General features: G+C 43.0%; 31 protein-coding genes. 2 read left to right on the forward strand and 29 right to left on the reverse strand.

Annotated elements, in window-relative coordinates; all coding sequences use genetic code 11:
* Positions 1-15 precede the first annotated feature (15 nt).
* From F8L24_RS05035 to F8L24_RS05045, 3 genes are all read right to left on the reverse strand, one after another.
* Positions 16-264, reverse strand: coding sequence for an ORF6N domain-containing protein (locus F8L24_RS05035; RefSeq protein ID WP_294952600.1), 249 nt, complete (start codon positions 262-264; stop codon positions 16-18).
* 184 nt (positions 265-448) lie between these two features.
* A complete protein-coding gene (locus F8L24_RS05040; protein ID WP_294952603.1) occupies positions 449-1,813 on the reverse strand; it encodes a class I SAM-dependent methyltransferase in 1,365 nt (454 codons plus the stop codon).
* A 1-nt stretch (position 1,814) separates the two neighbouring features.
* Positions 1,815-2,831 carry a rhodanese-like domain-containing protein gene (locus tag F8L24_RS05045; protein WP_294952606.1) on the reverse strand — a complete coding sequence of 339 codons (1,017 nt, stop codon included), beginning with the start codon at positions 2,829-2,831 and terminating at the stop codon, positions 1,815-1,817.
* A gap of 141 nt (positions 2,832-2,972) precedes the next feature.
* Here F8L24_RS05045 and F8L24_RS05050 point away from each other — a divergent pair, with 141 nt between their 5' ends.
* A complete protein-coding gene (locus F8L24_RS05050) occupies positions 2,973-3,344 on the forward strand; it encodes an ArsR family transcriptional regulator (protein ID WP_294952609.1) in 372 nt (123 codons plus the stop codon).
* Positions 3,345-3,504: 160 nt separating this feature from the next.
* Here F8L24_RS05050 and F8L24_RS05055 read toward each other — a convergent pair whose 3' ends face one another.
* Positions 3,505-5,616 (reverse strand): molybdopterin-dependent oxidoreductase, encoded by a 2,112-nt coding sequence (locus F8L24_RS05055; RefSeq protein ID WP_294952612.1) that lies wholly within the window; start codon positions 5,614-5,616, stop codon positions 3,505-3,507.
* Positions 5,617-5,747: 131 nt separating this feature from the next.
* Between F8L24_RS05055 and F8L24_RS05060 the strand changes: the two genes are divergently transcribed.
* The gene (locus F8L24_RS05060) at positions 5,748-5,993 is read left to right on the forward strand and encodes a hypothetical protein (protein ID WP_294952615.1); all 246 of its coding nucleotides are present in this window, start codon (positions 5,748-5,750) and stop codon (positions 5,991-5,993) included.
* A 37-nt stretch (positions 5,994-6,030) separates the two neighbouring features.
* On the opposite strand, the gene F8L24_RS05065 is transcribed toward F8L24_RS05060, so the two are convergent.
* The 25 genes from F8L24_RS05065 to mnmG form a co-directional block, all read right to left on the reverse strand.
* Positions 6,031-6,528, reverse strand: coding sequence for a YajQ family cyclic di-GMP-binding protein (locus tag F8L24_RS05065; RefSeq protein ID WP_294952618.1), 498 nt, complete (start codon positions 6,526-6,528; stop codon positions 6,031-6,033).
* A 9-nt stretch (positions 6,529-6,537) separates the two neighbouring features.
* Entirely contained in the window at positions 6,538-7,800 is a 1,263-nt protein-coding gene (locus tag F8L24_RS05070) for a homoserine dehydrogenase (protein WP_294952621.1), read from the reverse strand.
* Positions 7,801-7,812: 12 nt separating this feature from the next.
* Complete coding sequence (locus tag F8L24_RS05075; protein ID WP_294952624.1) at positions 7,813-9,048, reverse strand: LL-diaminopimelate aminotransferase; 1,236 nt, start codon at positions 9,046-9,048, stop codon at positions 7,813-7,815.
* Between the two features lie 15 nt (positions 9,049-9,063).
* Positions 9,064-9,585, reverse strand: a complete 522-nt coding sequence (locus F8L24_RS05080) for a hypothetical protein (protein ID WP_294952627.1) — start codon at positions 9,583-9,585, stop codon at positions 9,064-9,066.
* Positions 9,572-10,258: a 23S rRNA (guanosine(2251)-2'-O)-methyltransferase RlmB gene (gene rlmB, locus F8L24_RS05085; RefSeq protein WP_294953003.1), complete on the reverse strand. Its 687-nt coding sequence runs from the start codon at positions 10,256-10,258 to the stop codon at positions 9,572-9,574. The genes F8L24_RS05080 and rlmB overlap by 14 nt, the downstream gene beginning before the upstream one ends.
* A 41-nt stretch (positions 10,259-10,299) precedes the next feature.
* On the reverse strand, positions 10,300-11,112 hold the full coding sequence (gene rsmI, locus F8L24_RS05090) for a 16S rRNA (cytidine(1402)-2'-O)-methyltransferase (protein WP_294952630.1): 813 nt from the start codon (positions 11,110-11,112) through the stop codon (positions 10,300-10,302).
* Between the two features lie 81 nt (positions 11,113-11,193).
* Positions 11,194-11,394: a 50S ribosomal protein L31 gene (rpmE, locus tag F8L24_RS05095; protein WP_011979913.1), complete on the reverse strand. Its 201-nt coding sequence runs from the start codon at positions 11,392-11,394 to the stop codon at positions 11,194-11,196.
* Positions 11,395-11,609: 215 nt separating this feature from the next.
* On the reverse strand, positions 11,610-12,278 hold the full coding sequence (locus tag F8L24_RS05100) for a 16S rRNA (uracil(1498)-N(3))-methyltransferase (protein WP_294952636.1): 669 nt from the start codon (positions 12,276-12,278) through the stop codon (positions 11,610-11,612).
* Positions 12,262-12,687: a hypothetical protein gene (locus F8L24_RS05105; protein WP_294952638.1), complete on the reverse strand. Its 426-nt coding sequence runs from the start codon at positions 12,685-12,687 to the stop codon at positions 12,262-12,264. Before F8L24_RS05105 ends, F8L24_RS05100 begins: the two co-directional genes overlap by 17 nt.
* A gap of 46 nt (positions 12,688-12,733) precedes the next feature.
* Positions 12,734-13,315 (reverse strand): 6-pyruvoyl tetrahydropterin synthase family protein, encoded by a 582-nt coding sequence (locus F8L24_RS05110; protein WP_294952640.1) that lies wholly within the window; start codon positions 13,313-13,315, stop codon positions 12,734-12,736.
* A gap of 59 nt (positions 13,316-13,374) precedes the next feature.
* Entirely contained in the window at positions 13,375-13,737 is a 363-nt protein-coding gene (locus F8L24_RS05115; protein ID WP_294952642.1) for a NifU family protein, read from the reverse strand.
* 31 nt (positions 13,738-13,768) lie between these two features.
* Entirely contained in the window at positions 13,769-14,365 is a 597-nt protein-coding gene (locus F8L24_RS05120; RefSeq protein WP_294952644.1) for a flavin reductase family protein, read from the reverse strand.
* Positions 14,355-14,708 carry a cytochrome c gene (locus tag F8L24_RS05125; protein ID WP_294952647.1) on the reverse strand — a complete coding sequence of 118 codons (354 nt, stop codon included), beginning with the start codon at positions 14,706-14,708 and terminating at the stop codon, positions 14,355-14,357. Before F8L24_RS05125 ends, F8L24_RS05120 begins: the two co-directional genes overlap by 11 nt.
* Entirely contained in the window at positions 14,674-14,997 is a 324-nt protein-coding gene (locus F8L24_RS05130) for a NifU family protein (protein WP_294952650.1), read from the reverse strand. Before F8L24_RS05130 ends, F8L24_RS05125 begins: the two co-directional genes overlap by 35 nt.
* An 87-nt stretch (positions 14,998-15,084) precedes the next feature.
* Entirely contained in the window at positions 15,085-15,246 is a 162-nt protein-coding gene (locus F8L24_RS05135; RefSeq protein ID WP_294952653.1) for a hypothetical protein, read from the reverse strand.
* A 2-nt stretch (positions 15,247-15,248) separates the two neighbouring features.
* Entirely contained in the window at positions 15,249-15,773 is a 525-nt protein-coding gene (locus F8L24_RS05140; RefSeq protein ID WP_294952656.1) for an isoprenylcysteine carboxylmethyltransferase family protein, read from the reverse strand.
* 3 nt (positions 15,774-15,776) lie between these two features.
* Positions 15,777-16,286: a DUF1858 domain-containing protein gene (locus F8L24_RS05145; RefSeq protein WP_294952659.1), complete on the reverse strand. Its 510-nt coding sequence runs from the start codon at positions 16,284-16,286 to the stop codon at positions 15,777-15,779.
* Positions 16,283-17,626: an MFS transporter gene (locus tag F8L24_RS05150; RefSeq protein WP_365937972.1), complete on the reverse strand. Its 1,344-nt coding sequence runs from the start codon at positions 17,624-17,626 to the stop codon at positions 16,283-16,285. Before F8L24_RS05150 ends, F8L24_RS05145 begins: the two co-directional genes overlap by 4 nt.
* Positions 17,627-17,899: 273 nt before the next feature.
* Entirely contained in the window at positions 17,900-18,658 is a 759-nt protein-coding gene (locus F8L24_RS05155) for a 7-carboxy-7-deazaguanine synthase QueE (RefSeq protein WP_294952662.1), read from the reverse strand.
* Between the two features lie 172 nt (positions 18,659-18,830).
* A complete protein-coding gene (gene moaA / locus F8L24_RS05160) occupies positions 18,831-19,811 on the reverse strand; it encodes a GTP 3',8-cyclase MoaA (protein ID WP_294952665.1) in 981 nt (326 codons plus the stop codon).
* A gap of 177 nt (positions 19,812-19,988) precedes the next feature.
* On the reverse strand, positions 19,989-20,960 hold the full coding sequence (locus F8L24_RS05165; RefSeq protein ID WP_294952668.1) for a c-type cytochrome: 972 nt from the start codon (positions 20,958-20,960) through the stop codon (positions 19,989-19,991).
* Positions 20,961-20,970: 10 nt separating this feature from the next.
* Positions 20,971-22,191, reverse strand: a complete 1,221-nt coding sequence (locus F8L24_RS05170) for a cytochrome bc complex cytochrome b subunit (protein WP_294952671.1) — start codon at positions 22,189-22,191, stop codon at positions 20,971-20,973.
* A 10-nt stretch (positions 22,192-22,201) separates the two neighbouring features.
* Complete coding sequence (gene petA / locus F8L24_RS05175; protein WP_294952673.1) at positions 22,202-22,771, reverse strand: ubiquinol-cytochrome c reductase iron-sulfur subunit; 570 nt, start codon at positions 22,769-22,771, stop codon at positions 22,202-22,204.
* Positions 22,772-22,886: 115 nt separating this feature from the next.
* A complete protein-coding gene (locus F8L24_RS05180; RefSeq protein ID WP_294952676.1) occupies positions 22,887-23,744 on the reverse strand; it encodes a hypothetical protein in 858 nt (285 codons plus the stop codon).
* Entirely contained in the window at positions 23,744-25,615 is a 1,872-nt protein-coding gene (mnmG, locus tag F8L24_RS05185; RefSeq protein WP_294952679.1) for a tRNA uridine-5-carboxymethylaminomethyl(34) synthesis enzyme MnmG, read from the reverse strand. The genes F8L24_RS05180 and mnmG overlap by 1 nt, the downstream gene beginning before the upstream one ends.
* Positions 25,616-25,701: the final 86 nt, after the last annotated feature.

The raw sequence follows: 25,701 nt of genomic DNA on the forward strand, positions 1-25,701 counted from the left end.
TTGAAGCATTTAGTGTTATGAGAATACAACACTACGAGAATCTATGTTTTCCAAGGTCACAAATTGTGACCTTAAAGAACCATATTCCTCACCAGTCAATTGAAATATAAAATCATCAGGAAATCTTTCATTGTTTCTTTTCACTGCTTGGTTAAAAACTTTTGTTTTCACTTCATACAACGATGCCAAATCTTCATCAAGCATGATTTGTTTACCATGCAGTGTGTAGATTTTATGGTGTATGGGGATGGTTAATTCATTCATAGGCGCTCCTCATGGATTATATTATGAAAGTATAGAATAGAAAAAACAGCAAAGAGGAAAATATGTCAGATTGTCATATTTTTACTTCAAATTCTTAAAATAAGAAACCTTATAAAGTTATATATTGTATAAGGTTTTGTATGTCTAAGATATTTGATCTTTTACGATCATATCAATTTTGTATCTACACTTTTTCAATCATGAAAAATCTAAAAGACTGTTCTGTCTCTTTAGGTGTAGTATGGATAACTTCCATACTTTCCACCAACTTCAAGTTATCTCCCAATTCTAATTTCAATTTTTTTTCATTGTACTGCACAATATCCAAACCACTACACTGAAGCGGTCCTTTTTCACTAAAGGTACCAATGAGAGCGGTACCGGACTCTTCCAATGAACGGTAGAGAACTTCAAAATACTTTTTTCTATCTTTCGCATCCAGTAAAAAATGGAAAACGGCTCTGTCATGCCAGAATTTATATTTTTTTGAAGTTTCAAAAGTAGTAATATCGGAACAGGCATAGTCTATTTTATCAGATGTATTGCCCAGCCTCTCTGTTACAATGTCCAATGCTGTTTGAGATACATCAAGCAGCGTGATATTACTATATCCCTCTTTAAGTAGTTCATCCACCAGAAATGAAGCACCACAACCGATGTCAATAATGGCATCCTCTTTTGATTCAGTATGCAATTTGATCTTCTTGAGTGAAAATTCAGGTGAGTTTTGATGCCATAAAACCTGGGTATAGTCCTTGGTCTCAAAGATCTTGTTCCAATGTTCTTTTCTTACGTTTTCTGCCGGTATTTTTATGGCTGAAAATGTAGCACCTTGTGTTGTATCGGCAGTGGAATAATGGGTCAGCCCGGTACAAACCACATCTGTAAAGCCAGCCTTTTTTATGATCTCTATGAACTCATCCTGACGAAGTGTCCCTGCAACACAGTTTGCCCAGTCTTCTTTCTCAGCATCACAACAGCTGCTTTTTTCTACAGCACAACAGGCACCTTCATCTACGGAGATGTCTATCATGTCAGCAAAATAGATCTTTCCGTTAGGTTTTAGTACCCTGTAAATTTCTGCAAAGACAGACTCTTTACAGGAAGTCAGGTTAATCGCACCATTTGAAATGACCACATCAACCGATTCATCCTCAATATCGATAGTATCGAAACTGCTCTCCAAAATTTCAATATTTGAAAATCCTGCAAGTGCTGCATGTTCTCTGGCTTTCTCAACCATTTTAGGTGTAATATCTACACCAATGACTTTCCCGCTCTCTCCTACAAGTAAACGCGATACCAGAACATCGACACCTGCACCACAGCCAAGGTCTAAAACAGTTGCCCCTTCAGGTATGTCTCCCACAGAAAAAGGATTGCCCACTGCTGCACAATATTCCCAGACTTTTGAGGGAAGTGCCTCTATCCATTCCTGCGTATAACCATGTGCTTTCGCATTCTCCAAACCCTTTTCCCAACCAAAATCTTTCTCTGGATTTTCTGCCAACTCCGAATAGAGTTCAATGATCTGTTTGTTGTCTGCCATTTTATTCATCCTCCACTTTTACTACAATACCCAGACCGGAATCAAAAGGCAAACCTGCTTTTGCCCAGGCTTTCAGACCGCCTTTGAGTGTATAGACATTGTTGTAGCCCATTTCTTTCAAAGTTTCTGCAGCCAAGAGCCCTCTCCCTCCTGTACGATCGTAAGTCACGATCACCGCATCTTTGTTTTTGATTTTGTTCATGATCATAAATTCAAGATCACCCCTTGTCATTTGCACGACATCATCGGCATAGATCTCACCTTCAGAGCGCTGTGCCACTTCTCTGACGTCAAGCAGGATGAATTCATCTTCATTGTCTATCATCTTTTTCAATACGATCGGAGACATCTCTTCCACTTTGCTTCTGGCATCAGCCATCATCCCGTCTATTTCCGGACGACCATAACCTGTACAGGCTTTTTGTTTATAGGGTGTAGGATGGAGTTTTTCATTCTGCATATACTTAAATACTGTCAATGCCTTTTCATCTGTCGGCTTTTTTGATTCAGGTCTTTTGATGGCATTTTTAAATGGTTTTGCATTGCAATCAGACTTTGTCTGACAACCTGCCCCCATTTTTGCAGAAGCAACTGCAGCAGTCTTGAACTTTGCCTCTTTTACTGTTGTTTTCTCTTGACCAACTGTACTCTCGCAGGCGCCACTTGCGCAACTTTCCGCACTGGGTGCAGTATCGAACACTTTATTGCCCCATTGAGGAAAGGAGAGCATGATGACAGAAAAAACTGTCACAATAGCCAGAAATTTTTTACTTGAGAAAAAACCTGTTTTTGCATCACAGTCACAGTCAATCTCTTTTGAAGGCTTCAATTTGTCATACCATGCATAGAGCAGTACCAAAACTGTGAACCAGACCAGATAACTATGGTAAGGTGCCAGCCATGAAAATGAAGAAGCCAAAGTACTCGAACCTGCAAGTACTGCCAACACAGGGGTAATACAACATAAGGATGCTGCAATGGTGGCAGTAATGACTGCCAGTATTTTTTTATTATTCAATAGATTTTCCTTTTTATTAGCAAATAAGCTAAATAGCTTTGTTATACTACATAGATATTTCTTAAACTGTAGTTAATTATCTAAATTGCTAAATAGATTTATTTTTGCTATAATTTATCAAAATTACTGTGGGGTGACACTATGTTAAATATGGAAGATAAAATTAAAATTTTTAAAGCCCTGGGAAATGAAACACGATTTAAGATATTCAAGAATATATTTACGGGCGGTTACGCCTGTTCCATAGACGACAGTCAGCCCAAAGACGATATTATCGCACAAGCCACCTGTGTGACCAGTATTGCCGAACAGTTTGATTTTGCCCTACCGACAATCTCACGACATCTCAAAGAGATGAAAGATGCCAAGATCATCACGATGACCAAAAGCAAGAACAAAATATATATTGAACCCAATATCAAAACGATGAAAGAAATAGCGGAGTGTTTTGGAAAGTTGGTTGAAGAATATGAATCAGGAGTTGTGTATCAGTTTGATAATACTAAACGTTGATATGCTAAAAGAGATAATTCGAATTAAAAACTAAAACCTTATAATCTAACATATTTTATAACGTTTATTGTTGTAGCGACGTTTATGGACCATAAATATGTAACATCCATTTCAAAACCTTATAAAATGTTCCATATGGAAGGTTTTATAAGGAAAATACTTAACTACACGCGATCTCGTCACCCACGGGGACAACATCCACCTTCACAGATTTGAATCTGGCGGTGAAGATCAGTTCGTCACATTCATCTCCGAAGAGAGCATTGATGCGGCTTTTGGCATGATGGAAGGTACAGAAAAGTGTTTTTGCCCTTACTTTGTTCGTATATTTGACTGTCAGGGCTTCGCTTTCGCCGTATTCACTCTTCAATATTACTTTGTCACCGAACTTCTCTTCATCTTCAAGCGGTGCGAGGAGAACATCTTCATCATATTTCGTATCGAGTTTGGAACTCCTTTTGGTCTGGGCTGCATTGTTGTAATGTGCCAGGGTGCGGCCTGTTGTCAGATAGTACCCTTCCAGTGAATCATTATAGAACTTCTTCTCCACTATCTCCTGCACCATACCTCTTGGCTCATACTGTTTGTAGACATATTTCCCCAATCCGTCTTCTGTACGAAAATCAAGCAGGTGCAGTACGGGAGTGTCTTCATGATAGATCGGCCATTGCATTCCTCTTTTTCTGTGGCGTGCCAAACGGTAATACGCTGCACCGGAAAAACGCCTCGGTGCCACTTCTCTGACTTCGTTCCATACATCTTCAGACGTCTTGAAATCGAAATTATCTTCATCTCCAAGTTTTTTGGCCATCTCTCTCAATACTTCCCAATCATCCGGAAGATCACTTTTGACCAAAGGCTGGGAAAGATGCAGTCTGCGCATGGCATTGACATACACTCCCGTCTTCTCATAGGCAGACCGTACCCCTATCACGATATCTGCTTTTTGTGCGATCTCTGTCATAAAGAGTTCCTGGCTCATAATAAATTCAAGCTGGGCAATGGCTTTTTCCGTTTTATTGACATTGGGATGAATATGTACAATGTCTTCTCCCATATTCAAGAGTGCCTTGATCTTTCCTTCCATCATGGCATCCATCAGCTGCGGTGTCATCAGACCCTCTGTTTTCGGCTTTTGATAATCGGGCGCAAAATACGGCAAACAGCCCATATCACAGGCTCCCTGTACATTGTTCTGTCCGCGAAGTGGCATCAGCCCTGCACCTGTTTTTCCAACATTCCCTGTCATCAAAGCAAGATGGGTAATAGCCATGACCGCATAGGAGCCGTCCAAATGTTCGGTAATACCCAGACCCCAGAAGATCATCGATTTTTTGACTGCGTATTCTCTGGCGATGTTGGGAATCATTTTGGCAAGATATTCATACCCTTCCACTTCTTTGAAGAAATCCGGATTGGCATAGGGATCATTCAATATATGGTCTTTGAACGCATCAAACCCTTTAGTCCGGTTATTAATGAAACTTTCATCATACAATTCTTCCTCAATGATCACATAAGCCATCATATTGAGCACAAGGAGATTTGCCTCGTAGGGGATCACACAATGATGTTTGGCCAGTCTTGCCATCTTTGTTTCACGTACATCGATCACTGCAAGATTGTTGTATTTTTTGGCCATATCTACGATGCGGTTTGCGATGATCGGGTGCGCTTCCATTGTATTGGAACCGATCACGATCATGAATTCTGCCTCATAAATATCGTTGTAGGGATTGGTCGCTGCCCCTTCGCCCATCGTTGCTCTCATACCCTTAAGACTGGGAGAGTGGCAAACTCTGGCACAGTTGTCTACATGGGGAGAGTCCATTGTCTCACGGCAGAATTTCTGAAATGCGTAGGCAGATTCACAGGAAGTTCTTGCCCCGCCGATGGCACAGAAACTGTCACCTCCATACTGTTTCTTGATCTCGGAGAGTTTCATCGCAGCAATGGTCGTAGCCGTATCAAGATCACAGGTCACATAGGCAGAGTCAAACTCTATTATTTTGTCAGCTACAGCTTTTTGAATAGCCGGATTTTTGTCTAAAAAAGTTTTTTTGATACGCGGTTCACGAATACGGTCTTTGGCATCGACGAAGTCATACCCGTACTTTCCTTTAATGCAGAGTTTACCCTCAGAGACCACACCGTCTTTTTGAGCAAAGATCTTAACAATCTTATTGTCCTCAACCACGCCTGTAATGTCACATCCTACACCACAATAGGTACATACACTCTCAATCTCTTCTCTCTCATGTTTCTTTGTCATATTGTGCCTTTTTGATCAAAATGCTTCTTTTTTACTAAATAGGAGTAAAGTTATCCTATTTAGGCTTAAAATCAAGTTTTCTTAAGCCCATCTCGTTATTGTTGAAGACAATTATATCAAAAAGGATAAATATGTTTACAATTAATATAGAAAAAGAGTGTGGATGTTTCAAAAAGAGTGATCTTGAAAACAACCAAAGTTTTGAGGATAAAGATGATGCGCTTATAGAAGCCATGAATATGGTGAATTTCATGAACGAAGCGTTTTGCCAGAAACATGATTTTATATTCAGTGAAGATGGCCACAACTTTCAAATAGCAGTCAATGAAAAAGCAAAAACGCATTCAGGGTGTTGCGGTGGTGGACACTGTTCGTAAAATATAGGGTGTTGTCCTGCGACAACACCCTGCAATACTACTTGAAGTTTCCGAAAACAAGCGGTGCTTTAAGATCAAGCGTCTTCACTTCAGCCATTACCGCCTGAAGATCATCTATCTTCTTTCCGCTTACACGTACTTCATCACCCTGAATGGAAGGGCTTACTTTTACTTTCATCGCTTTGATCGCCTTCACGATCTGCTTCGCCTCTTCTTTGTCTATGGTATCTACTATACGATAGACCACTTTTGTGTTACCGCCTGAGATACCTTCTGTCTTTACCTCTTCGAGTGATTTTCCCGCAATCCCTCTTTTAATAAGCTTGGAAATAAGAATATCTTTAAGTGCATCGATCTTCTGATCGCTTGAAGAACTCAGAGAGAGGGTTTTTGCCTGTTCATTCAAGTCAATTTCCGCCTTGACCCCTTTGAAGTCAAAACGTGTCGCGACCTCTTTCTGCGCCATGACGATCGCATTCTTCATCTCCATCATATCAAGCTTTGCCGTGATATCAAAATAATGGTCTTTTGCCATATTGTTTCCTTATTTCTCGATTCTCATCATCGCCACATTCCCATGCACCACCGCAAGCGCCTTGAGCGCTGTGATGGCATCCTGCATCTTGCTCTCCTGGGTCTTGTGTGTCGTAAAGAGCAGTTTGGCAATACGCTCGTCCCTGGTCGGTTTCTGCAGCATGGACTCTATGGAGATACCAAACTCACCGAGTGTCGAAGTAATAACAGCCAATACACCGCTCTGGTCATCGACTTCCAGTCTGATATAGTATTGTGTCACTATGGCATCTCTGCTCAGCAGCTTGAGCCCGCTTTCCAGCCCCCGTTTGTACCCGAGCATCGGACCGTTATTTCCCCGGACGATGTCTACGATATCGGCAATGACCGCTGAAGCTGTCGCATCCCCGCCTGCACCGGGACCGTAGTACATCGTTTCACCGACTCTGTCACCCACCACAGTCACGGCATTCATAACGCCGTCTACTTTGGCGATCATACTCTCCGAAGGTATCATCGTCGCATGCACACGAAGCTCTACCCCTTTTCCTACTTTTTTGGCGATACCCAGCAGTTTGATCTCATAGCCGAACTCTTTTGCGAATGCCACATCGGTCTGCGTAATATTTTCGATGCCTTCTATCAGAATATCTTCAGGTTTTGCATCCAGTCCGTAGGCAATAGAAGCAAGGATCAGCAATTTGTGCGAAGCATCAAAACCGCCGACATCAAAGGTAGGATCTGCTTCGGCATATCCCAGTTCCTGTGCCTCTTTGAGTATTTCGTCATACTGTGCGCCTTCATTGATCATCTTGGTAAGCATGTAGTTGCAGGTGCCGTTCATAATCCCCTGGATAGAGTCAATATGATTTGCGGAAAGACCGCTGCGCAGAGCACCGATCACAGGAATACCTCCTGCCGTACTCGCTTCATACATCAAAGGAATATCCCCTGCGATCTCCTGAAGTTCATAACGGTGATAGGCAAGCAGGGCTTTGTTCGCAGTGACGACCGCTTTACCATTCTCAAGCGCTCTTTTAACCAGCGCATAGGGCTCTTCCACCCCCCCCATCAGTTCAACCACAATATCGATTTCAGGATCATCTATTACATCATTCGGATTATCGCTTAAAAGAATCGAAACATCTCTTTTTTTACCGAGATTTTTAACGACACCTGATTTGACAACAATCTTTTTTCCTGCACGCGCTTCGATAATATCACCGTTCTCTTCAAGTATCTTTGCAACACTTGCTCCCACAGTTCCTACACCGAGAATTCCTATTTTTACCATATTATGACTCTTTCACTTTTTTTCCGGATTTCCAGTTTCAAGTTCTTTGAGGAACTTCTTTATGTTTCTTGCAGCCTGACGGATACGCTTCTCGTTTTCTATCAGGGCGATGCGTACATACTGGTCACCATATTTTCCGAATCCTATACCCGGACTCACTGCCACCCCTGCATGCAGAAGCAGTTGTTTCGAAAACTCCAGAGACCCCATTTCTCTTGCCACTTCGGGGATCTTTCCCCAAATAAACATCGAAGCATTTGGTTTTGCCAGAGGCCAGCCCGCATTGGTAAAGGCTTTGACCATAACATCACGTCTTTTTGCATAAAGAGGAATGATCTGTTCATCAGGCACGTTGTAATGCTCGTTCAGTGCTACGGTAGCTGCCACCTGAATAGGGGTGAACATACCGTAGTCAAGCCAGGATTTGATCGACTGGAGGGCACCGATAAGTTTTTTGTTTCCCACCACAAAACCGACTCTCCAGCCTGCCATATTGTAAGACTTTGAAAGTGTATAGGATTCAACTGCCACTTCTTTGGCACCTTTAACCGCCATGATGGAAGGTGTTCTGTATCCGTCAAAAGTAATATCCGCATAAGCAATATCAGAGATGATATAGAAACGCTTCTCTCTGGCCAGGGCTACCAGTCTTTCATAGAACTGAGGCGTTACCGTCGCCGTGGTCGGATTGTGCGGAAAATTCACTACAAGGAACTTTGCCTGAGGGACGGAATTGTCCAGGGCCTCTTCAAGATCTGAGAAGAAACGGTTTTCATCCACTTCAAATGTCTCCTCATCGAAGATCAGCTGCATTTTTTCGACATTTGCGCCTGCGAGAATAAATGCCTGTGAATGGATTGGATAGGTAGGGTCCGGTACGATGGCCACATCTCCGGGATTGGAAATAGCCTGTACCAGGTGGACATATCCTTCTTTGCTTCCCATGGTCGCAACGATCTCGGTATCCGGATCAAGATCTGCATTGTACTTTCTTTTATACCAGTCACTCATGGCCAGTCGCAGTTTATATATCCCTTTACTGGCGCTGTAGCCGTGCGTTTTGGAACGGTTTGCTACTTCGCAGAGTTTGTCAATGATAGGCTGCGGTGTATCTGCATCCGGATTTCCCATGGAAAAATCGATAATATCCTGCCCTTTCCGCCTCAAGTCCATTTTTAACTCATTGATCTCTGCAAAAAGATATTTCGGCAATCGGTTTATCTTTTCAAATTGTATTTCGTTAAACATTCTTTTCTCTCTTAATCATTTTTCTGAATTGTTTTGTTCATTCTCATGCTCAGGTACTGCAACGGTACTCTTTTCTGTATCTATTGCCTCTTTAATACTGAGTGGTTCATTTGTATTTACTGTGTTGTCAGGAGCTATACTGTCCATACTTTTGGATTCATTGAAAGGAAGCAGGCTTTTCAGCTGGGACTGATCAAACTGGGTAAGGAAATACCAGGATGCATAGCCTAAAAGAATTGCGACAAGCAGCCAAAGCCACTTGGATCTGCCGCTCTTTTCTTCCACAACTATAGGCAGACCGAGCGTCACATTCTCATTCTTATCATGCTCGGCATAGTAGGCAAGAGCATCCTCTCTCAACTTGCTCAGGTCTATATGGTATTCTCTTTCGAGAATAGAGATAAATCCCAAAGTCTTTACTTTTTTGATGGCACCGAAATCATTATTCATAAGATATTCAATATTATCTTCCGAGATTTTGGTTTTTTGACTTATCGTTTTTGTACTGTTTTCTTCAAGTAACTCATTTAACTGCATAACCCATCCTGTGTATTAAAATTGCGGCGGCGGCACTGACATTCAAAGAGTCAAATGCATGTTTCATTTCAATCGAAACCAAATGATCTATTTTCCCCTGTGCCTTTTTTGAAAGCCCTTTTCCTTCACTTCCCAGTATCAGTGCCCGTTTACGCTCGAACTCCATCGATTGTACCGCTTCGCCTTCCATCGCTGCGCCATACAGCTTGAAACCTACCTGGTGAAGTTCATTGCAGACATCAAGTATGTTGGGAATGATGAGGAACGGCATATCGAGAAGTGCCCCCGAACTGCTCCGTACTATTGCTTCCGCATTCAACTGCCTGACCCCTGTGGCGATTACGGCATCGGCCCCCAGGGCATAAGCACTGCGTACGATCGCACCCATGTTTCCTACATCTGTCAGTCCGTCAAATATAACAAGGAAATCTTCACGTTTCACTGCTGAAAGTGCAGGCTGTTCAAGCTCGCTGATCTCCAGAAGCAGCCCCTGGTGGTTTCCGCCCTTGCTCATGGACTGCGCCCATTTCTCTTCAAGAAACTTTATCTTGTCATGGAACTGATGAAAAAGCTTTTGCGGCAAGATGCCCTTTTTGGCAACATAAACAGTACTGACGGTCTCTGGGTGTTTCTCCAAAGCATAGAGGCACACCTGCTTTCCATAAATAATCATAAGGTAGATTTTATCCAATTTTTACTTGAAATCTGCGTGTACTATTTTTGGATTAAACTTTGATACCACTCTTTGACCGGCCTGTCGCTAAGCTGGGCCAACAACTTTGCCTTGATCTTGGGCGGCAGATCGAGGGTAAATACTTCATCGAAACTGAGAGATTTGTGCAGACTTTTTTTCGCTTTGATGACCACAACCCACTCACCCCGTATCGTTATGGTCTGAAACGCATCCCGCAGCGTTCCGGCACTTCCCCTGTAGTAATGCTGATATTTCTTACTGATCTCTTTTGCCATAAAAAGTTCACGTTCTTCATCTATTGAGACGATTTCATCCAACAATTTTTCCAAACGGTGGGGCGCTTCGTAAAGTACGGTATTGTACCCGTTGTTCATGGCTTCACTCAATGCACTGCTTCGCTCTTTGCCCTTGTGGGGCAAAAAGGCATAAAAAAGGAATTTTCCCTCTTCAAATCCCGATGCGGCATAGGCAGTAGTCACGGCGGAAGCACCCGGAAGCACATCATACATAATATTGTTTTGCTGACAGTATGCCACTAACAACTGCCCCGGATCGGAAATGACAGGCATACCGGCATCACTCACATACACTACTTCTCTGTCCGGCAGACTGTCTCCGAATTCATTCAGTCTTTCTCTGCCGTTATGTTCGTTGAAAGAATGAAATTCTGCCTCGGGATACACCATACCGAACCGCTCTTCAAGCAGTCTTAAAAGCCGTTTGGTCTGGCGTGTGTCTTCACACAGAAAAAGTTCTGCTTTTTCAAAAAGCTTCATAGCACGTACAGTGATATCCTGCGGATTTCCGATGGGGGTTGGAACAAATGTGAGCATTGTATTACTTTTAGGGGTTTAGGGGAAGGAAAGTTCAGGTTTTGTGCTCCGCGTTCCGCGGAGCAGTACATCAGAAAGAAATTAACCGAGGTTGTATTTTTTCTTAAACTTGTCGACTCTACCTGCCGCATCGAGGATCTTCTCAGAACCAGTAAAGAACGGGTGACATTCATTACAGATATCGATAGACATTTCCGGTTTGTTCGATCTTACTTCGAACTTGTTGCCGCATGCACATGTTACTTTACACTCCATATATTCAGGGTGAATACCTTTTCTCATTTTAACACCTTTTCATCGTTATTTTTAGACGCAATTGCTTGCGTGGGTTTCCCTCCGAGGGGGAACCATGCGTGACAGGCAACTAACCTGTTCCGGCCGTCAGACCCTTCCGTCATCGTGAAGATACGGGTCGCTGCAACGCTTCCTGGAGCGAGACAGCAGTTTTAAGAGCAGTATTATACCCAACTGCTTTTAAAAAAAAATTAAACAGGTACTCAGAGCAGCAGTTTTGACGCCGCGGCACATACAGCACTTTCACTCTTCAGAATTAAAGGCGTATCGAAACCGATAATATCATCTTGGTCAAAAAGTGCTGCTTCTTCTTCATGAAAACCGCCTTCACAGCCTATCACAATGGTGCCAGGGCCGCTATTTCCAATAAAGTTGTTCTCGGAAAAATGCAACATTTTACTTTGCGGATATTGCTCTTTGAACTCTTTCAGGTTCTCTGCCATCTCAAGCTGCATCATAACCGAACGCCCGGACTGCTGTGAAGAGTTCAAAAGTATTTTTTCCAAACGTTTAAAGTCCGGTTTGAAACTTTTCTGTGAACGCCGGCAGTAAATGAAGGTGATCTTTGCCACTCCCATTTCATTGAGGGAGGGAAGCACTTTTTCAATATTTTTGGGGTCAATGACACACCAGCCTATGTGCAGTACCCTGCGTGCTTTGACTTCAAGAGCAGTACTCTCTTCCAAAACCAGCAGGGCAGTCCGTTTATCCATAGATACAATGCGGTAACGGTACAGCAACCCGTCTTTCAGGTTGCGCAGATACAGCGTATCGTCCGTTTTGTGTCTGCGTACCCTGAAAATATAGCGATGATCATCACCCTCAAGTATCAGCTGCGGCGTACCTGCCGATTCATTATAAAGATATTGCACCTTTGGCTTCCATGATCTTAAAGACAACCATCACAACAATCAGAAAAACTTCTACCGCTGAAATTTTGTAAAAAAGGCTTTTAAGCAAAGCATGCTTGGCAGGATTTTCAACCTCTGTTGTTTTAATTACTTTGTACTTTTTGATCTCGATAAACATCAATGCCGCCCAGATAAGGATCATTAAAATAATACTGAGAGAAAAATCATATTTTCCTACAACCATAGCTACAATCCCGGTAAACGCGATCATAGTTGCGATGGCCTGAAAAATCATCGTATAGATAAAACTTGCTTTTCTAAACTTCAAAGGGTGTTTGGATGTCATTTTCGGAATAAAAAATCCTGCCAATATAAATACCAGAAAAACCTTGACTAAAATGCTGTGTGTTGCAATGATCTGTGCTACCATATAAAAACTCCTGTAATGTTAAATGTAAAGCGGATTATATCCTCTTTTATACTTTTTTGGGATTGACAAGCATTTGGTGTTTCAAAAGATGCTCCCAAAGCTCCGGATCACTCCACTCCGAGCGGATCTGCTCTGAAAAAACGATCTCTTCCAAAGCGATCTTTCCCATCAGTTCGCTGTGGGCATCTTCTTCAAACCCCTGCGCATACCCTGTTTCTGTTTCATGCACGATAATACTGTGCAGTTTCACCTCTTTCTCTCCGTTACGCATTTCCGTGCATGCCAGTACACGTTCCACCATCAGGTAGATCACACGGGAAAACTGTTCGGCGGAAGGGGAGACAGGCAATTCTATCCAGCGGCTGCTGTGTGCTTTCATCGCTTCAAGATACGTTCTTTCATCCTCTTTCCAAAGCGTGATCCCATGGTCAAAAGCATCTATAAGCTCCTTAATGTAGCGTTTGGTCAATCCAAAATCATACACCATCTGCCCGTCATCGAGATAGTTCGATTCGAGCAGCACTTCAACTTTATAGGAGTGCCCGTGAATATTTTCACTGCATCGCCTTGTTGAGCAGTCACGCACGATATGTGCATTCTCAAATTTAAAGAGTTTTCGTATTCTCATCTGTACCTCTTGTCTGGATCTATGGTTTTGATTTTAACGAAGATAGCTTAATCCCGCCTCTATTGTGCACCCTTGACAAAAATACCTTTGACCTTGTCCCAAAGGCTGGTCTCTGCAAGCTCTTCCTCCGTATCATTTTCATCAAAATAGTAAATTTCAGGCAAGGCATTCTCCGGTGTGCCGTCCACATTGACCACGACAAGTTCCGGATGGATCAATTCTCTGAGCTTCTTCTGAACGACCATTTTTGTCGTCATCAGACTCATGGCACAGCCATGGCATGTTCCGGTCAGTTCTATGTAAACCGTACCGTCTTTCACACCAAGCAGCCGGATAGCCCCTCCGTGGGATTCCACATACTCATTGACTGTCGGCAAATGATGTTTGACCGCTTCATAAATATCTTTGTCTGAAAATGTCATTTTTATCCTTCCTGTTATGTATTTATCTAAATCAGGGTATTGTCGGAGCTTCTATTTCCTCACCCAGAAAGGCATAACTCTTGCCTATACGAGCCACAGGGGAAAAAGAAATACTCAACTGTTCTTTGTCAGTGATAACGGCATCATCCACAAAGATCTGTTTGACATTCAAAACCAGAGGAATCGTTGTTCCTCCGCCAAGATCTATCTCCTGGTTCAGTTCGCAGACATAGGCACAGGGTACTCCTTTGATCATAGGGGGATACCCCTCTGCCAGTGTTTCGGTCTCGATGGAAAAAATTTCTGCCTCACTCACCTTTTTGTCCAGTCCTTTGGAAGAAAAATGCATTTTCTCAAGTGCTTTCTCTTCTACCATACAGATGGTACATTTTTTATGTTTACGTATATTGGCAAGCGTATCTTTAGGGCTGCCGTCAGGCTTATGCCCTACCGAAATAAGCACAGAAGCGGGGTCGGAGGACAAGCCTATGAAGTAGGAAAAAGGAGCAATATTCACTACCTCCTCATCTTCCGTCACCACCCATGCAACGGGTCGGGGAATAATGGTCTGCGCCATCAGTTTATATGTCTCATTTACCTCTTTGTCCTGTGTCAGATCAAATAACATGTTTCACCTTCCATGGGGTTTCTTTTATATTCTCGGCAGGTATTGCCTTTTGTATTTTGCTGCTGCATGTTCCTATCCACTTCTGCAGGGTATACAGATCTTTCTCTGTCATTCTGCTTTTAAACGCAGGCATCATGACATGAAAACCTTTCCATTTACCCTGACTTCCATTCTTAATAGTATCTCTTATTTCCTTGGCATCTCTTTTGGAAATCTGTGCAAAAGAAGGTGCTATCACAGATTTGTCCAGAGCATGACAGTTAAAACATCCGTTCCGTCGTGCCAGCTGTTCTCCTTTGGGAAGAGCATCAAAGGCAGCTTTTTTCTGCATCTGCTTTAACATTTTCTGCTTCGGTATAGTATGTATCGGGCAATATATTCTCCGGTGTACCATCGACATTAATCACCGACAGTTCCGGATGGATCAATTCTCTGAGCTTCTTCTGGACGACCATTTTGGTTGTCATCAAACTCATGGAACAGCCATGACAGGTACCGGTAAGTTCAATATAAACACCCCCGTCTTTGACACCAAGCAACCTGATATCACCGCCATGCGAATTGACATATTCTTTTACTGCGGGAAGATGATATTTTACAGCTTCATAAATATCCTGATCTGAAAAAGTCATTTTATAATCCTTAATAATCTATTGTATAAGCTATATCAATATAGTACTCTTTTACTTAAATAAGACTAAAATAGTCTTATTTAAGCCTTAGTGCTGGACGAATCTGTCATCAGATTTTTTTCTGCTCACCTCATCAAGGCTTGCCTGCATCCGTCCCGACCTTGCATCTGTCTCTACTTTATCAAAATTTTCTATATAGGGTTTAATATCCAGCAGCGGCGTAGCGATCTGCTTCAGGGTAAAATGCATTTTTACCCTTTGTTTTTAAAAAGTTTTCTTAAACACTCAAACTTGAAGGAAACCATAGGTACTTCTTTACGATACGATTTATATGCTTCACCAAATTTTCTCTTCACTTCCATCTCCTCAAAAATGATCACCATAAAAACGATAAAAAGCATCTCCGCAGGGGCAATCAGCCTAATGAAGGTAGGACTTCCAATCAGCAGTGCCCAGCCCAGGGGCAGAAGTGTCAGACCAAACAGCATAGGATGCCGCATACAGCTGTAAATTCCCGTGGTGACAAGCCGGTTGGTTTCCATACGGGGAATATTCCCTACACGACCTTTGGTCAATTCTCTTCCGCCATTTCCCGCTGCATTGAATGCCAGTTTGAGTATCACTATTCCGAACAGAGCACTGAAAATATGAAAAGAGATATTGGAAAAAAGCGGAGTACCCCAGTCTTTGAGCAGAGCATATACCGTACCTCCCACGATCATGACAAACCACAATATGAGACGGATTACAACAGAAAATGAGGTTTTTATCTGCATAATCTATTTTTTGATATAGGTGATAAAATGATTTGGTGCCACCTCCCGGGAGAAAACCTCATGTCCCGCCTTCAGCATTTCATCCATCAGCGGTTCCGGCTGAAAATCTGCTTCTATGGTGATCACCTCACCCTCGGCTATTGCTTTGAGTGCTTTATGCAGTTCGGCCAGGGGGTTGCGTTCTTCATCAAGTATCTCATTGGCATTGAGTGTCTGTTTTGATTCTTTCAATATCCATTCCGGTGCTTCTTCCGCTTCCACTTCCCCTTGGGGCGTTGTCATATCGACCGGTGTTTGTCCGACGGCCGTTCTGAGCTGATTGAGCAGATCAAGAGGGTCCATTCCACCGACAACTGCTGCCTGTCTGACTCCTGCAATTTTTGCCAGGGTACGTCTCAAAACGGGATTATTCAATTTTTTAAATTTGGGATTAATCTTAATGAGGATATCTTTCATCCCCTCATAATTATTTAAAAGATCCGCTATTTTTGTTTCAAGTGTGATCTCTTTCATTTTTCCGCACCTTCTTCTTTGAGAAATGCTTTGATATGTTCTTCATTGACTTCTTCCGCATCATATTTGATCACGATCAGACCTTCCGTTTCATTGACATAGAAATCTGTCACCCCATCAAGCGTTTTAAGTCCCTGGAGTTTTGTTTTGTCATAGGTATCGAAATCTAAAAAAAGATTGGCCCTGAGCCCCGGATTTCGCATACCGATGATCCAGAGTGTCCAAAATACCGAAAGAATAACAACAAAGACTGCGACACCTTCTGCACTGTAGTGTCCGTAGATCCAACCACCGATCGCACCGCCGAGGAAGACTCCTACATACGCAAAAGTATTTGCCACACCCAGAGCAGCACCTTTTTGGTGTACTTTGGCAAACTTGGCGACAAAACTCTGAAGCAAAGGTTCAAACATATTGAAACCGATGAAAAAGAAAGTAGCGCCGACTGCAAACCAAATGAACCTGCCTGCAAATCCCATTAAGAGAAAGGAGGCAACAATAAAGCCGATGGAAGTGAGGAAAACTTCTTTCCCTTTACTGTACTTTTCTCCGAAAATCGCAGCCGGAGCCATGGCAAGAATACCGAAAAATACGGCAGGCAGATACACTTTCCAGTAATCCATGGTGGTCATATCGAACTTCTCTTTCATCACAAGAGGAATAATAAAAAAGGCGATCGCCATCGTTCCGCTGTGAAAAAGGAACGTAATATACATTCTTACCAGATCTTTGTCTTTGAAAACATGTTTGATCTTTGCTTCTTCTTCACTGTAGTGATGAACGATCTTCGGTGGTTCCGGTACTGCTGTAAAAAGGATAACCAGCGCACTGATAGATAAAATAGCTGTCAGCCAGAACAGGGACGGTACACTGAAATACCCTGCCATGAGCGGCCCGATGATCATCGCAGCGGCAAAACTCATTGCGATTACCATACCCATGACCGCCATGGCATGGGCTCTCTGGTCTTCTCGAACCTGGTCTGCGATCATCGCTGTAACAACAGAACCTATCGCACCTGCCCCCTGGAGAAAACGTCCCAAAAGCAAGATATAGATATTGTCAGCCATTGCCGCGACAACCGAACCTGCCGCAAAAAGCAGCAAACCGAACAAAATAGTCTTTTTACGGCCGATCTTGTCACTCATTACACCAAAAGGTACCTGAAGCACTGCCTGGGTCAAAGCATAGCCACCCAGGGCAATACCCGCAAGAAATGCGGTTCCTCCCTGAATATCTTTGGCATACTGTGACAATACGGACAGGACAATAAACAACCCGAAAAACCTTAGGGCAACAATTAAACTTAACGGTAAAACTTTTCTAACGATCTCTTTCATTGATACTCCTGCAAATCAATTTAACCCAAACGTGTGTCATAAAATTACCGAATATCCGGTATTGTTGGGGTCAATAAAGATAATATTACTCCGATTTGAATATAATTTACCTTATATCATATTCACAGCTTATGTTTTTTATTATTTTATCTTATTTATGGAAACCGTTTGTAAATGAGCCGGATTAAAACCCCGGCATGGCTTCCGGGACAAATCTATATTTTTTTTCTGAAAGCGATAGGAATAAACTGAAGTTATAGTGTTACTACATTATCATACACCCTGAGTTGTATCAAATACCCGGATATGCAACCTATCACTGTACCGGAAATTGTGTTTCATACAGAACTCGAAGACCGCTCTGTCATTTCTCCATATCGTGTCTCTGCTTTCTCCTACAGGCATACAGAACACTTCCGGATCCGGCAGGATCTCTCTTATCTCACTGATCTCGTCAAAAGCACTTGTCTCAACCAGAGCTTTGTCAATAGTGAATTTCAGAAATGTCTCTTTGGAAGAGATTTGAATATTTTTAAGTGCCTGGGGCACAATACGCCGGGAAGCAGGCTCCCCGCTGTTAGCCAGTTTTATGGAAAGCGCAAAAATACAGGATTTGTACGCAGGGTACCGGTCAAAATTGATCTTCATGGTCCCGTTTGTCTCAAAGGTGATCTGAATACCTTCTTCCACCAGCCATGTGATTACTTCATAAAATGTTTTGTCACTATGGTACATCAAAGGTTCCCCTCCTGTAATAACAACATCCGGGTTGTACCCTATGGTTTTGAATTCCTGCTTCAGATGCTTTATCAGAACAGTACTTTCAAGTACTTTGCTCCATTGCCTGGCATAGGCACTGTCTACAGCAAAATAAGTATCACAGCCGTAACGTACTTCACCCTCCACTTCATAAGCGGCAGCAAAACCGGGACAGGAAAGGTTACATCCCCCGGTCCGTAGAAAATAGGAGGGCACACCGGCATATTTTCCTTCACCCTGAATAGAGAAAAATTGCTCCGTCAGATAAAACAAAAGGAGTCCTTTTGTTTTATCGTGCATCGTTTAAGTTTACATTGCTGCACGATGTTACTGTTTAAAAAAGCAGTATGAATATTTTGCTTTGTATAATTTAGCGCGGACAAAAGCTTTTCAAAGAAAAGATTACTGTAATTCCCCATTCCCCATTCCTCATTCCTCACTGATATCATCCGCCTGTTTCATAAAAAGCACGGCTGGAAACTTCCTGCCCTTCTTCAAGTTCACCTTCGATCCAGCGGTTTTCTTTAGGTTTGTCCTTGAGCACTGTGGCGAGGACTTGCGATGCACCTTCGATATCGCCTTTTTTCACGGCATCTGCAATACTGAGTGCCTCATCAAAATAGAGACAGGGGATCAGAAAACCTTCTGCTGTCAGTCTGATACGATTACAGCTTTCACAAAAATCGTGTTTATGGGGGTCAATAAGTCCGAATTCATAACCGGTTTCTTCAATGATATAGTTGAAAGAAGGACTTGCCCCCTCTCTTCCAAGTGCTCTGATCGTATATTTTTCTTTTACTTTTGAAAGAATTTCTTTGCCGTGCATACCTCTTAGACTTGCATTGGCATGACGGTTTTCCATATATTCGATAAAACGTACTTTAATTTGACGCTCCTGGCAATATGCCATAATATCGAGAATTTCACCATCGTTGATACCCTTGAGCGGTACCATATTGATTTTCACGCCCAGACCGACTTCCAGTGCTTTGTCTATTCCTTTGAGCACTTGTGCCAGAACATCTTTTTGTGCGATTTGATGTGCAATTTCAGGTTTAAGCGAATCCAGTGAAATATTCAACCGTTTTAAACCTGCATCTTTGAGCCTTTGTGCAGTCTGCGGCAGCAGATAGGCATTGGTGGTCAATGCCAGATCGATATCCGGCTTGTAGTCATGTATCATTTTGACAAACGAATCGAGATCTTCTCTCAACAGCGGTTCACCGCCGGTAATACGGATCTTGTTCACACCTTCATCCATGGCTACTTTCATGAACAGAAAAAGTTCTTCGAAACTCAGCAGGTTTTCTTTGGGTACCCAGGAGAAAGGTTTTTCCGGCATACAGTACTGGCATCTGAAATTACAACGCTCTGTCACTGAAACTCTCAAATAGTTAACGGTTCGACCGTGTCCGTCTATTAGCATAATTATCCAATATATTGTTTTTTGTTAGGGTATCCAAATGTAGATAAAAAGGGGATGATATACGTCAAGAAATAAAGGGGGTATAAATGCAGGGTGTTGCAGGAACACAACACCCACTTTCATAATTATATGCAGCTTGCAGGATGTTATCGGAAGACAGTACCCTGCGACATCTTTTTAATGATGCCCTTTCCACATAGATTTCTTCCATAGATACGCAAGTATCGAGAAGATAAAGAAGAACAGAAGTACCCATGGTCCGACGGCTTCTCTTTTTGGTTTGCTTGGATCACCTGTCTTTTCAAGGTAAGCCATGACTTTTTCCATACCTTCTTTGTCAAGACCTGTTCTCGGCATTGCAGTTCCCGGAAGTTCAGACTGAGGGTTTTCAACAAATACATGCATAAAGTGTTCATTTCTGGCTCTGATCATAATAGAGAGATCAGGAGGAAGTGTACCGAGATATTCAGCCAATGACGCCTGTTCCTCAGCTACTTTCTCTTTATACTTCAGTGCACCTATGTCTTGACCGGTTTTAATATTTGACTTGGTCTTAGGAATCTCACCCAGTTGAGTCAAATGACCATAACGGTTGGCATGACATCGGCTACATGCTTCAATATATGCTTCTTTGGGCGTTACTTCACCCGCTTTTTTCGCTTTTAGGTAAGCAACAACATTCGCGATATCCTGCGGTGCTGTAACCATTGTCATCACAGGTCCCATTGGGTGTGCAATAGTACCGCCTACAGGGTATTTATGTGCCACATTGGTAGCAAGCGCAGGGTCTTTGATCAACGCGATCAGGAAGTTCTTGTCATAGATCGCACCGGCATGGTCAAGGCTTGGTGGTGTTACACCGCCCATATTTGCCGCCCCTTTCATATGACAACCTGCACACATGGCAAAAGTTGCTTCACCCGCAACCGGGTCACCTTTGAGTTTGGAAATCTGTGCTACATCATTCCAAAATTTCTTTTCAATCTCTTTTCTGTCTTTTGAAGCTTCTTTAATGTCCGCTTTCCCGTCATATACCAGTCCATGTCCTTCGACATGTTTGTGCATTTGAGAATGTGCGAACGGTTCTACTCCCCAGTAAAGGATAAGAGTAAAGACTGCTACAATTCCAAATATTTTTAATTCTTTCATACTCTACCCCTTATAGTTTTTTTTCTTTTATCGTAATGATTGGAAGCAATATCCACAAACCGATAAACGTCAGTGCTGCAACAAAACCGACTGTACTCCAAATACCTTCCGGAGGCAATTTACCCATGAAGGTCAGTACAATCATATCGATCAGAAGTGCCCAGAACCAGAGGTTGAACAATCCTCTTCTCTTCGCCGGTGCCACATTTGGACTCCTGTCAAGGAACGGAAGGAAGAAAAAGATCATCTGTGCAAAAGCAAAGGCGATCAGACCAACATTGGTTGAGAACGGTCTCAGAATTTCATAACTCCACAGGAAGTACCACTCAGGATAAATATGTGTCGGTGTTTTCAGCCCGTTTGCAGGGTCGAAGTTCACCGGATCCATAGCAAATTCGAAATGGTAAAATACCAGGTAGAAGAAAATGATAAAGTAAATTCCCATGACAAAAATATCTTTGCTCAGGAAGACAGGACTGAACGGAATAACCTTTGAGTGTTTCACATCACCTGCTTTATACATCTCTGCAGATTCTTCAAAGTCAAATTCTTCACCTTCCTGGTTGTTTACGTGAGGGATTCTCAGTGTACCAAAGTGCAATACGATCACACCGATAATCGCCAACGGTACGAGAAGGACATGCAGCATGAAGAATCTGTTAAGGAACGCCTGTCCCGGTACATAGTCTCCTCTGATCCATTCAACCAAACCGTTCGCATGCAGTGATCCGCCTGAGAAAAGGTTGGTAATAACCATACCTGCCCAGTAACTCATCTGTCCCCATGGAAGCATGTATCCGGAGAATGCTTCAGCAGAGAAAAGAACAAAAAGAAGCATACCTGAAAGCCAGATCAGTTCTCTTCCTCTTTTGTACGAACCATAATAGATACCTGTAAACATGTGAATATAAATAATCAGGAATACAACAGATGCCCCGACCGCATGGACATGCCGCCACAGCCAGCCATAGCCCACTTCACTCATGATCGTATAGTTGACACTGTCAAAAGCCAAATGTGTATTTGGCTGGTAATACATCAAAAGGAAAATCCCCGAAATAAGCAATACTCCGAATGTAGCAGCGAGTACCATACCCATTGCCCACAGGAAGTTAATATTTTTGGGAATCCAATATTCAGTCGATAATACACGCTTGAGTGTATCTACAGCAAGTCTTTCGTTCATCCATTTATGGCTGAACGGTTTTGCATTTTCATCAAAATGTGCCATTTAACTCTCCTTATACCGGCATTGTAATGCCGTCAGCCAGCATTTTTTTGTATTCTGGACCTTCTTCACCCAGTACAAGCTTGGTTCCGTCAATTTTAAATGGAGGAATATCCAAACCTCTTGGCGGTGGAGATTTTGTTACCATGCCTGTATCGTCATACATACCGCCGTGGCATGCACAAAGAAAACTTTTATCTTCAGGTGTATATCCCGGAATACAACCCAGGTGGGTACAAAGTCCCACACATACCATATAATACGCATCACCAACTTTGATAAGTCGTTTCTTATCCATCGCTTCTGTCGTTTTTCCGGTCAGGAGACTCATATTTTTATTTTCAGTATCCAGCATCTCTTTGGACTGCTTTAAAACAAAGATGGGTTTTCCTCTCCATTTCTCCACTGCCAGTTCATTCTCTTTGTATATTGTCATATCCAAAGTTGTAAATCCAGCTGCTTTAACGCTGGGCAGAGGATCCCACGTACGCTTCATTGCATAGAGTGCACCAAGACCGCCCAAAGCCGTAAAACCACCCAGGGCCATGCCCATAAAGTCTCGACGTTTAGTATCATTAGCCATACTACTACCTTCCTTCTAATTTATTTTTAGCCATTAATTATAGGAGAAAAGTGCTTAAATCGGATTGATACAGATCAAATATATTACAATCTATTCTTATAATTATAATATCTGCCTATTTATATACACTGATCAAACGATTTAGGTCAAATTTTTCTACCGGTTTTTTGGTTTTATTGCTGTTTTGTTTCAGTAAATGCTTCAAAACTTCAGCATCAAACCCTTTCATACAGTCAATGCCGTACCGTTCAAGCAATGCCGCGGGATAGAGAGATACCTGCTGTATATCAATATAGATCACTTTTGCACCGGCTGCCCTGGCTTCCAGTGCGGTCTGTGCAGATGCCGTTATGACAGTCCTGCTGCTTTTAATCAGGTCCATATACTCTTCCGGTTCATGCAGAGCGGAGAAGCATTGTGCCAGGAGCCCCTCATACTTGACAAAGAAGTAATTGCCCAGCAGCAGTTCCATAGGAAAGGCTTCAAAGAAAGGTGCATGGCGCAGAATGGTCTTGTCATGGTCCATGTCCTGCAAAAAGAAAAGCACACGCTCCTCTTTTTCTTCTATGTCAAAGTAGGCATCATCCACGATCACTGCATTCAGACAATCCTCCTCCCTGCAGTCTGCCCTGAAGAGGGTTTCCCCGTGGATAGATCGGTCATCGGGATCATGCTCGAAACGCCATACGTGGGTAAAGTCCGAACAGTACTTTACCAGCCTGCCGTGTTCATCCTCATCCGAATCGATGATCACGGAATCCCCCCTTGCGGCAACCGCATCAATATCCTGTATCGTTTCTATCGTGACATATTCTTTGATTCCCAGGTCTCTGGCAGCCAGTCCTGCTCTGAAATCATTCAGAAGCAATCTGCATTCGATCCCCTCTCCGGCAAGCCGTTTTATGACTGCGGCTGCTCTTCTTAACCTGTCCAAACCTATCTTGTGCCCTGTATGGGCATAGTAATACAACATTATATTTTTCCTCGTTGAGTCATTTTTATATAGACATGGATGATCTCCAAAGCCGCCGGTGTCACTCCTGATATCTCGGAGGCTGCAAACAGTGTCGTCGGATTGGCTTTTTCAAGCTTTTCTACAATCTCATTGCTAAGCCCTGAAACATTTCTATAGGTGAAATCCTCAGGGATCTTTATTTTGAGCATATCTTTCATCTGATCGATCTGTATTTGCTGTTTCTCAATATAGCGGCTGTATTTGGCTTCTACGAGTATCTGCTCCATCACGGCATCGTCATATTTGTCAAATGCTGGAAGCAGTGAGACCAGTTTTTCCCTGTTAAAATCACCCCTGCCGATCACATCGATCCAGCAGGTTCTGTCATTGATCTTTACTGCCCCGATCTGTTCAAGTCTGGAAAGGAACGCTTTGGTCGGTGTAACATAGTTCTCCCGCAAATAACTCAGGGCCTCTTCAATATTTCTCTGCTTCTCTTCAAATGCGGCAATATATACATCATCCAAAAGCCCCAATACTTTTCCATATCTGGAAAGTCTCATATCTGCATTGTCTTCACGCAGCAGCAGCCTGTACTCTGCGCGGCTGGTAAACATACGATAGGGCTCTTTCGTCCCTTTGGTGACCAGGTCATCGATAAGCACACCGATGTAAGCTTCGTCACGTCTGAGGATAAGCGGTTCCCTGTCCTGTACGCTCAAAGCGGCATTGATACCGGCCATCAGCCCCTGCGCCGCAGCTTCTTCATAGCCGGTTGTCCCGTTGATCTGGCCTGCGGTATAGAGCCCTTTGATCTTTTTGGTTTCCAGTGTATGTTTCAACTCTGTAGGATCTACATAATCATATTCGATCGCGTACCCGTAGCGTACGATCCTGGCATTTTCCATCCCTTTGACCGAGCGTATCATTTCCAGCTGTACATCGATCGGCAGAGAAGTACTCATACCGTTAATGTAATATTCTGTCTCATCCATTGTTTGAGGTTCTACAAAGATCTGATGCCTCGGTCTGTCACGAAAACGGTTGATCTTGTCTTCGATACTCGGACAGTAGCGCGGTCCGACACCATCGATCTGGCCGGAAAAAAGCGGTGCTCTGTAAAAGTTGCTTTCAATGATCTCATGTGTTGTTTCATTGGTATAGGTCACGTAGCACGGCAGCTGTCTGGGGTGAAATGTTTTTCGGTCTGTCCTAAAAGAGAATGGCGGAGGCGGTGTATCACCGGGCTGGACCTCCATCACGGAAATATCAACCGATTTGGCATCTATGCGCGCGCAGGTACCTGTTTTAAGACGCCCGATATTCAGTCCCAGCCCTTTAAGATACTCCGCCAGTTCAACAGAAGCAAATTCTCCCTGCCTTCCTGCCGTCTGCTTTTTGTCTCCGATGTGGATCAGTCCATTCAGGAAAGTACCGGCTGTAATAATGACTTTTGATGCCGTATAACGGTTCCCAAGCTGTGTCGTCACCCCTTTCACTTCACCGTCTTCAACCATCAATCCGTCAGCGATCTCCTGCTTGACATCCAGGTTATCCGTGTTCAGCACCACATTGCGCATATAGATACGGTACCGGTCCATGTCTATCTGTGCTCTGCTTCCGCGTACGGCAGGCCCTTTGGATGCATTGAGTGTCCTGAACTGTATACCTGTCACATCGGTACAAAGTCCCATCTCACCGCCAAGAGCATCCACTTCCCGTACCAAATGTCCTTTGGCAAGGCCGCCAATGGCAGGATTGCAGGAACTTGCCCCTATCTGCTCCGCCAAAATTGTGATCATCAGTGTTTTGACACCCATACGTGCCGAAGCAAGTGAAGCTTCTATCCCTGCATGCCCGCCACCAATGACGATTACATCATAATTCATTCAAAACTCCGTTTTAAAAATGAAAAGCGAGAAATAAAAAATCTCTATTCCACACTCAATATTTTCTGTTATAATTAAGCGAATTA

The organism is Sulfurovum sp. (genome assembly GCF_015493435.1).
Classification (GTDB): Bacteria; Campylobacterota; Campylobacteria; order Campylobacterales; family Sulfurovaceae; genus Sulfurovum.

Coding starts and splice junctions, on each gene's coding strand:
- F8L24_RS05035 (WP_294952600.1), bottom strand. CDS start 264: ATGAATGAATTAACCATCCCCATACACCATAAAATCTACACACTGCAT.
- F8L24_RS05040 (WP_294952603.1), bottom strand. CDS start 1,813: ATGGCAGACAACAAACAGATCATTGAACTCTATTCGGAGTTGGCAGAA.
- F8L24_RS05050 (WP_294952609.1), top strand. CDS start 2,973: ATGTTAAATATGGAAGATAAAATTAAAATTTTTAAAGCCCTGGGAAAT.
- F8L24_RS05055 (WP_294952612.1), bottom strand. CDS start 5,616: ATGACAAAGAAACATGAGAGAGAAGAGATTGAGAGTGTATGTACCTAT.
- F8L24_RS05060 (WP_294952615.1), top strand. CDS start 5,748: ATGTTTACAATTAATATAGAAAAAGAGTGTGGATGTTTCAAAAAGAGT.
- F8L24_RS05065 (WP_294952618.1), bottom strand. CDS start 6,528: ATGGCAAAAGACCATTATTTTGATATCACGGCAAAGCTTGATATGATG.
- F8L24_RS05070 (WP_294952621.1), bottom strand. CDS start 7,800: ATGGTAAAAATAGGAATTCTCGGTGTAGGAACTGTGGGAGCAAGTGTT.
- F8L24_RS05075 (WP_294952624.1), bottom strand. CDS start 9,048: ATGTTTAACGAAATACAATTTGAAAAGATAAACCGATTGCCGAAATAT.
- F8L24_RS05080 (WP_294952627.1), bottom strand. CDS start 9,585: ATGCAGTTAAATGAGTTACTTGAAGAAAACAGTACAAAAACGATAAGT.
- rlmB (WP_294953003.1), bottom strand. CDS start 10,258: ATGATTATTTATGGAAAGCAGGTGTGCCTCTATGCTTTGGAGAAACAC.
- rsmI (WP_294952630.1), bottom strand. CDS start 11,112: ATGCTCACATTTGTTCCAACCCCCATCGGAAATCCGCAGGATATCACT.
- rpmE (WP_011979913.1), bottom strand. CDS start 11,394: ATGAGAAAAGGTATTCACCCTGAATATATGGAGTGTAAAGTAACATGT.
- F8L24_RS05105 (WP_294952638.1), bottom strand. CDS start 12,687: ATGGTAGCACAGATCATTGCAACACACAGCATTTTAGTCAAGGTTTTT.
- F8L24_RS05110 (WP_294952640.1), bottom strand. CDS start 13,315: ATGAGAATACGAAAACTCTTTAAATTTGAGAATGCACATATCGTGCGT.
- F8L24_RS05115 (WP_294952642.1), bottom strand. CDS start 13,737: ATGACATTTTCAGACAAAGATATTTATGAAGCGGTCAAACATCATTTG.
- F8L24_RS05120 (WP_294952644.1), bottom strand. CDS start 14,365: ATGTTATTTGATCTGACACAGGACAAAGAGGTAAATGAGACATATAAA.
- F8L24_RS05125 (WP_294952647.1), bottom strand. CDS start 14,708: ATGTTAAAGCAGATGCAGAAAAAAGCTGCCTTTGATGCTCTTCCCAAA.
- F8L24_RS05130 (WP_294952650.1), bottom strand. CDS start 14,997: ATGACTTTTTCAGATCAGGATATTTATGAAGCTGTAAAATATCATCTT.
- F8L24_RS05135 (WP_294952653.1), bottom strand. CDS start 15,246: ATGCATTTTACCCTGAAGCAGATCGCTACGCCGCTGCTGGATATTAAA.
- F8L24_RS05140 (WP_294952656.1), bottom strand. CDS start 15,773: ATGCAGATAAAAACCTCATTTTCTGTTGTAATCCGTCTCATATTGTGG.
- F8L24_RS05145 (WP_294952659.1), bottom strand. CDS start 16,286: ATGAAAGAGATCACACTTGAAACAAAAATAGCGGATCTTTTAAATAAT.
- F8L24_RS05150 (WP_365937972.1), bottom strand. CDS start 17,626: ATGAAAGAGATCGTTAGAAAAGTTTTACCGTTAAGTTTAATTGTTGCC.
- moaA (WP_294952665.1), bottom strand. CDS start 19,811: ATGCTAATAGACGGACACGGTCGAACCGTTAACTATTTGAGAGTTTCA.
- F8L24_RS05165 (WP_294952668.1), bottom strand. CDS start 20,960: ATGAAAGAATTAAAAATATTTGGAATTGTAGCAGTCTTTACTCTTATC.
- F8L24_RS05170 (WP_294952671.1), bottom strand. CDS start 22,191: ATGGCACATTTTGATGAAAATGCAAAACCGTTCAGCCATAAATGGATG.
- petA (WP_294952673.1), bottom strand. CDS start 22,771: ATGGCTAATGATACTAAACGTCGAGACTTTATGGGCATGGCCCTGGGT.
- F8L24_RS05180 (WP_294952676.1), bottom strand. CDS start 23,744: ATGTTGTATTACTATGCCCATACAGGGCACAAGATAGGTTTGGACAGG.
- mnmG (WP_294952679.1), bottom strand. CDS start 25,615: ATGAATTATGATGTAATCGTCATTGGTGGCGGGCATGCAGGGATAGAA.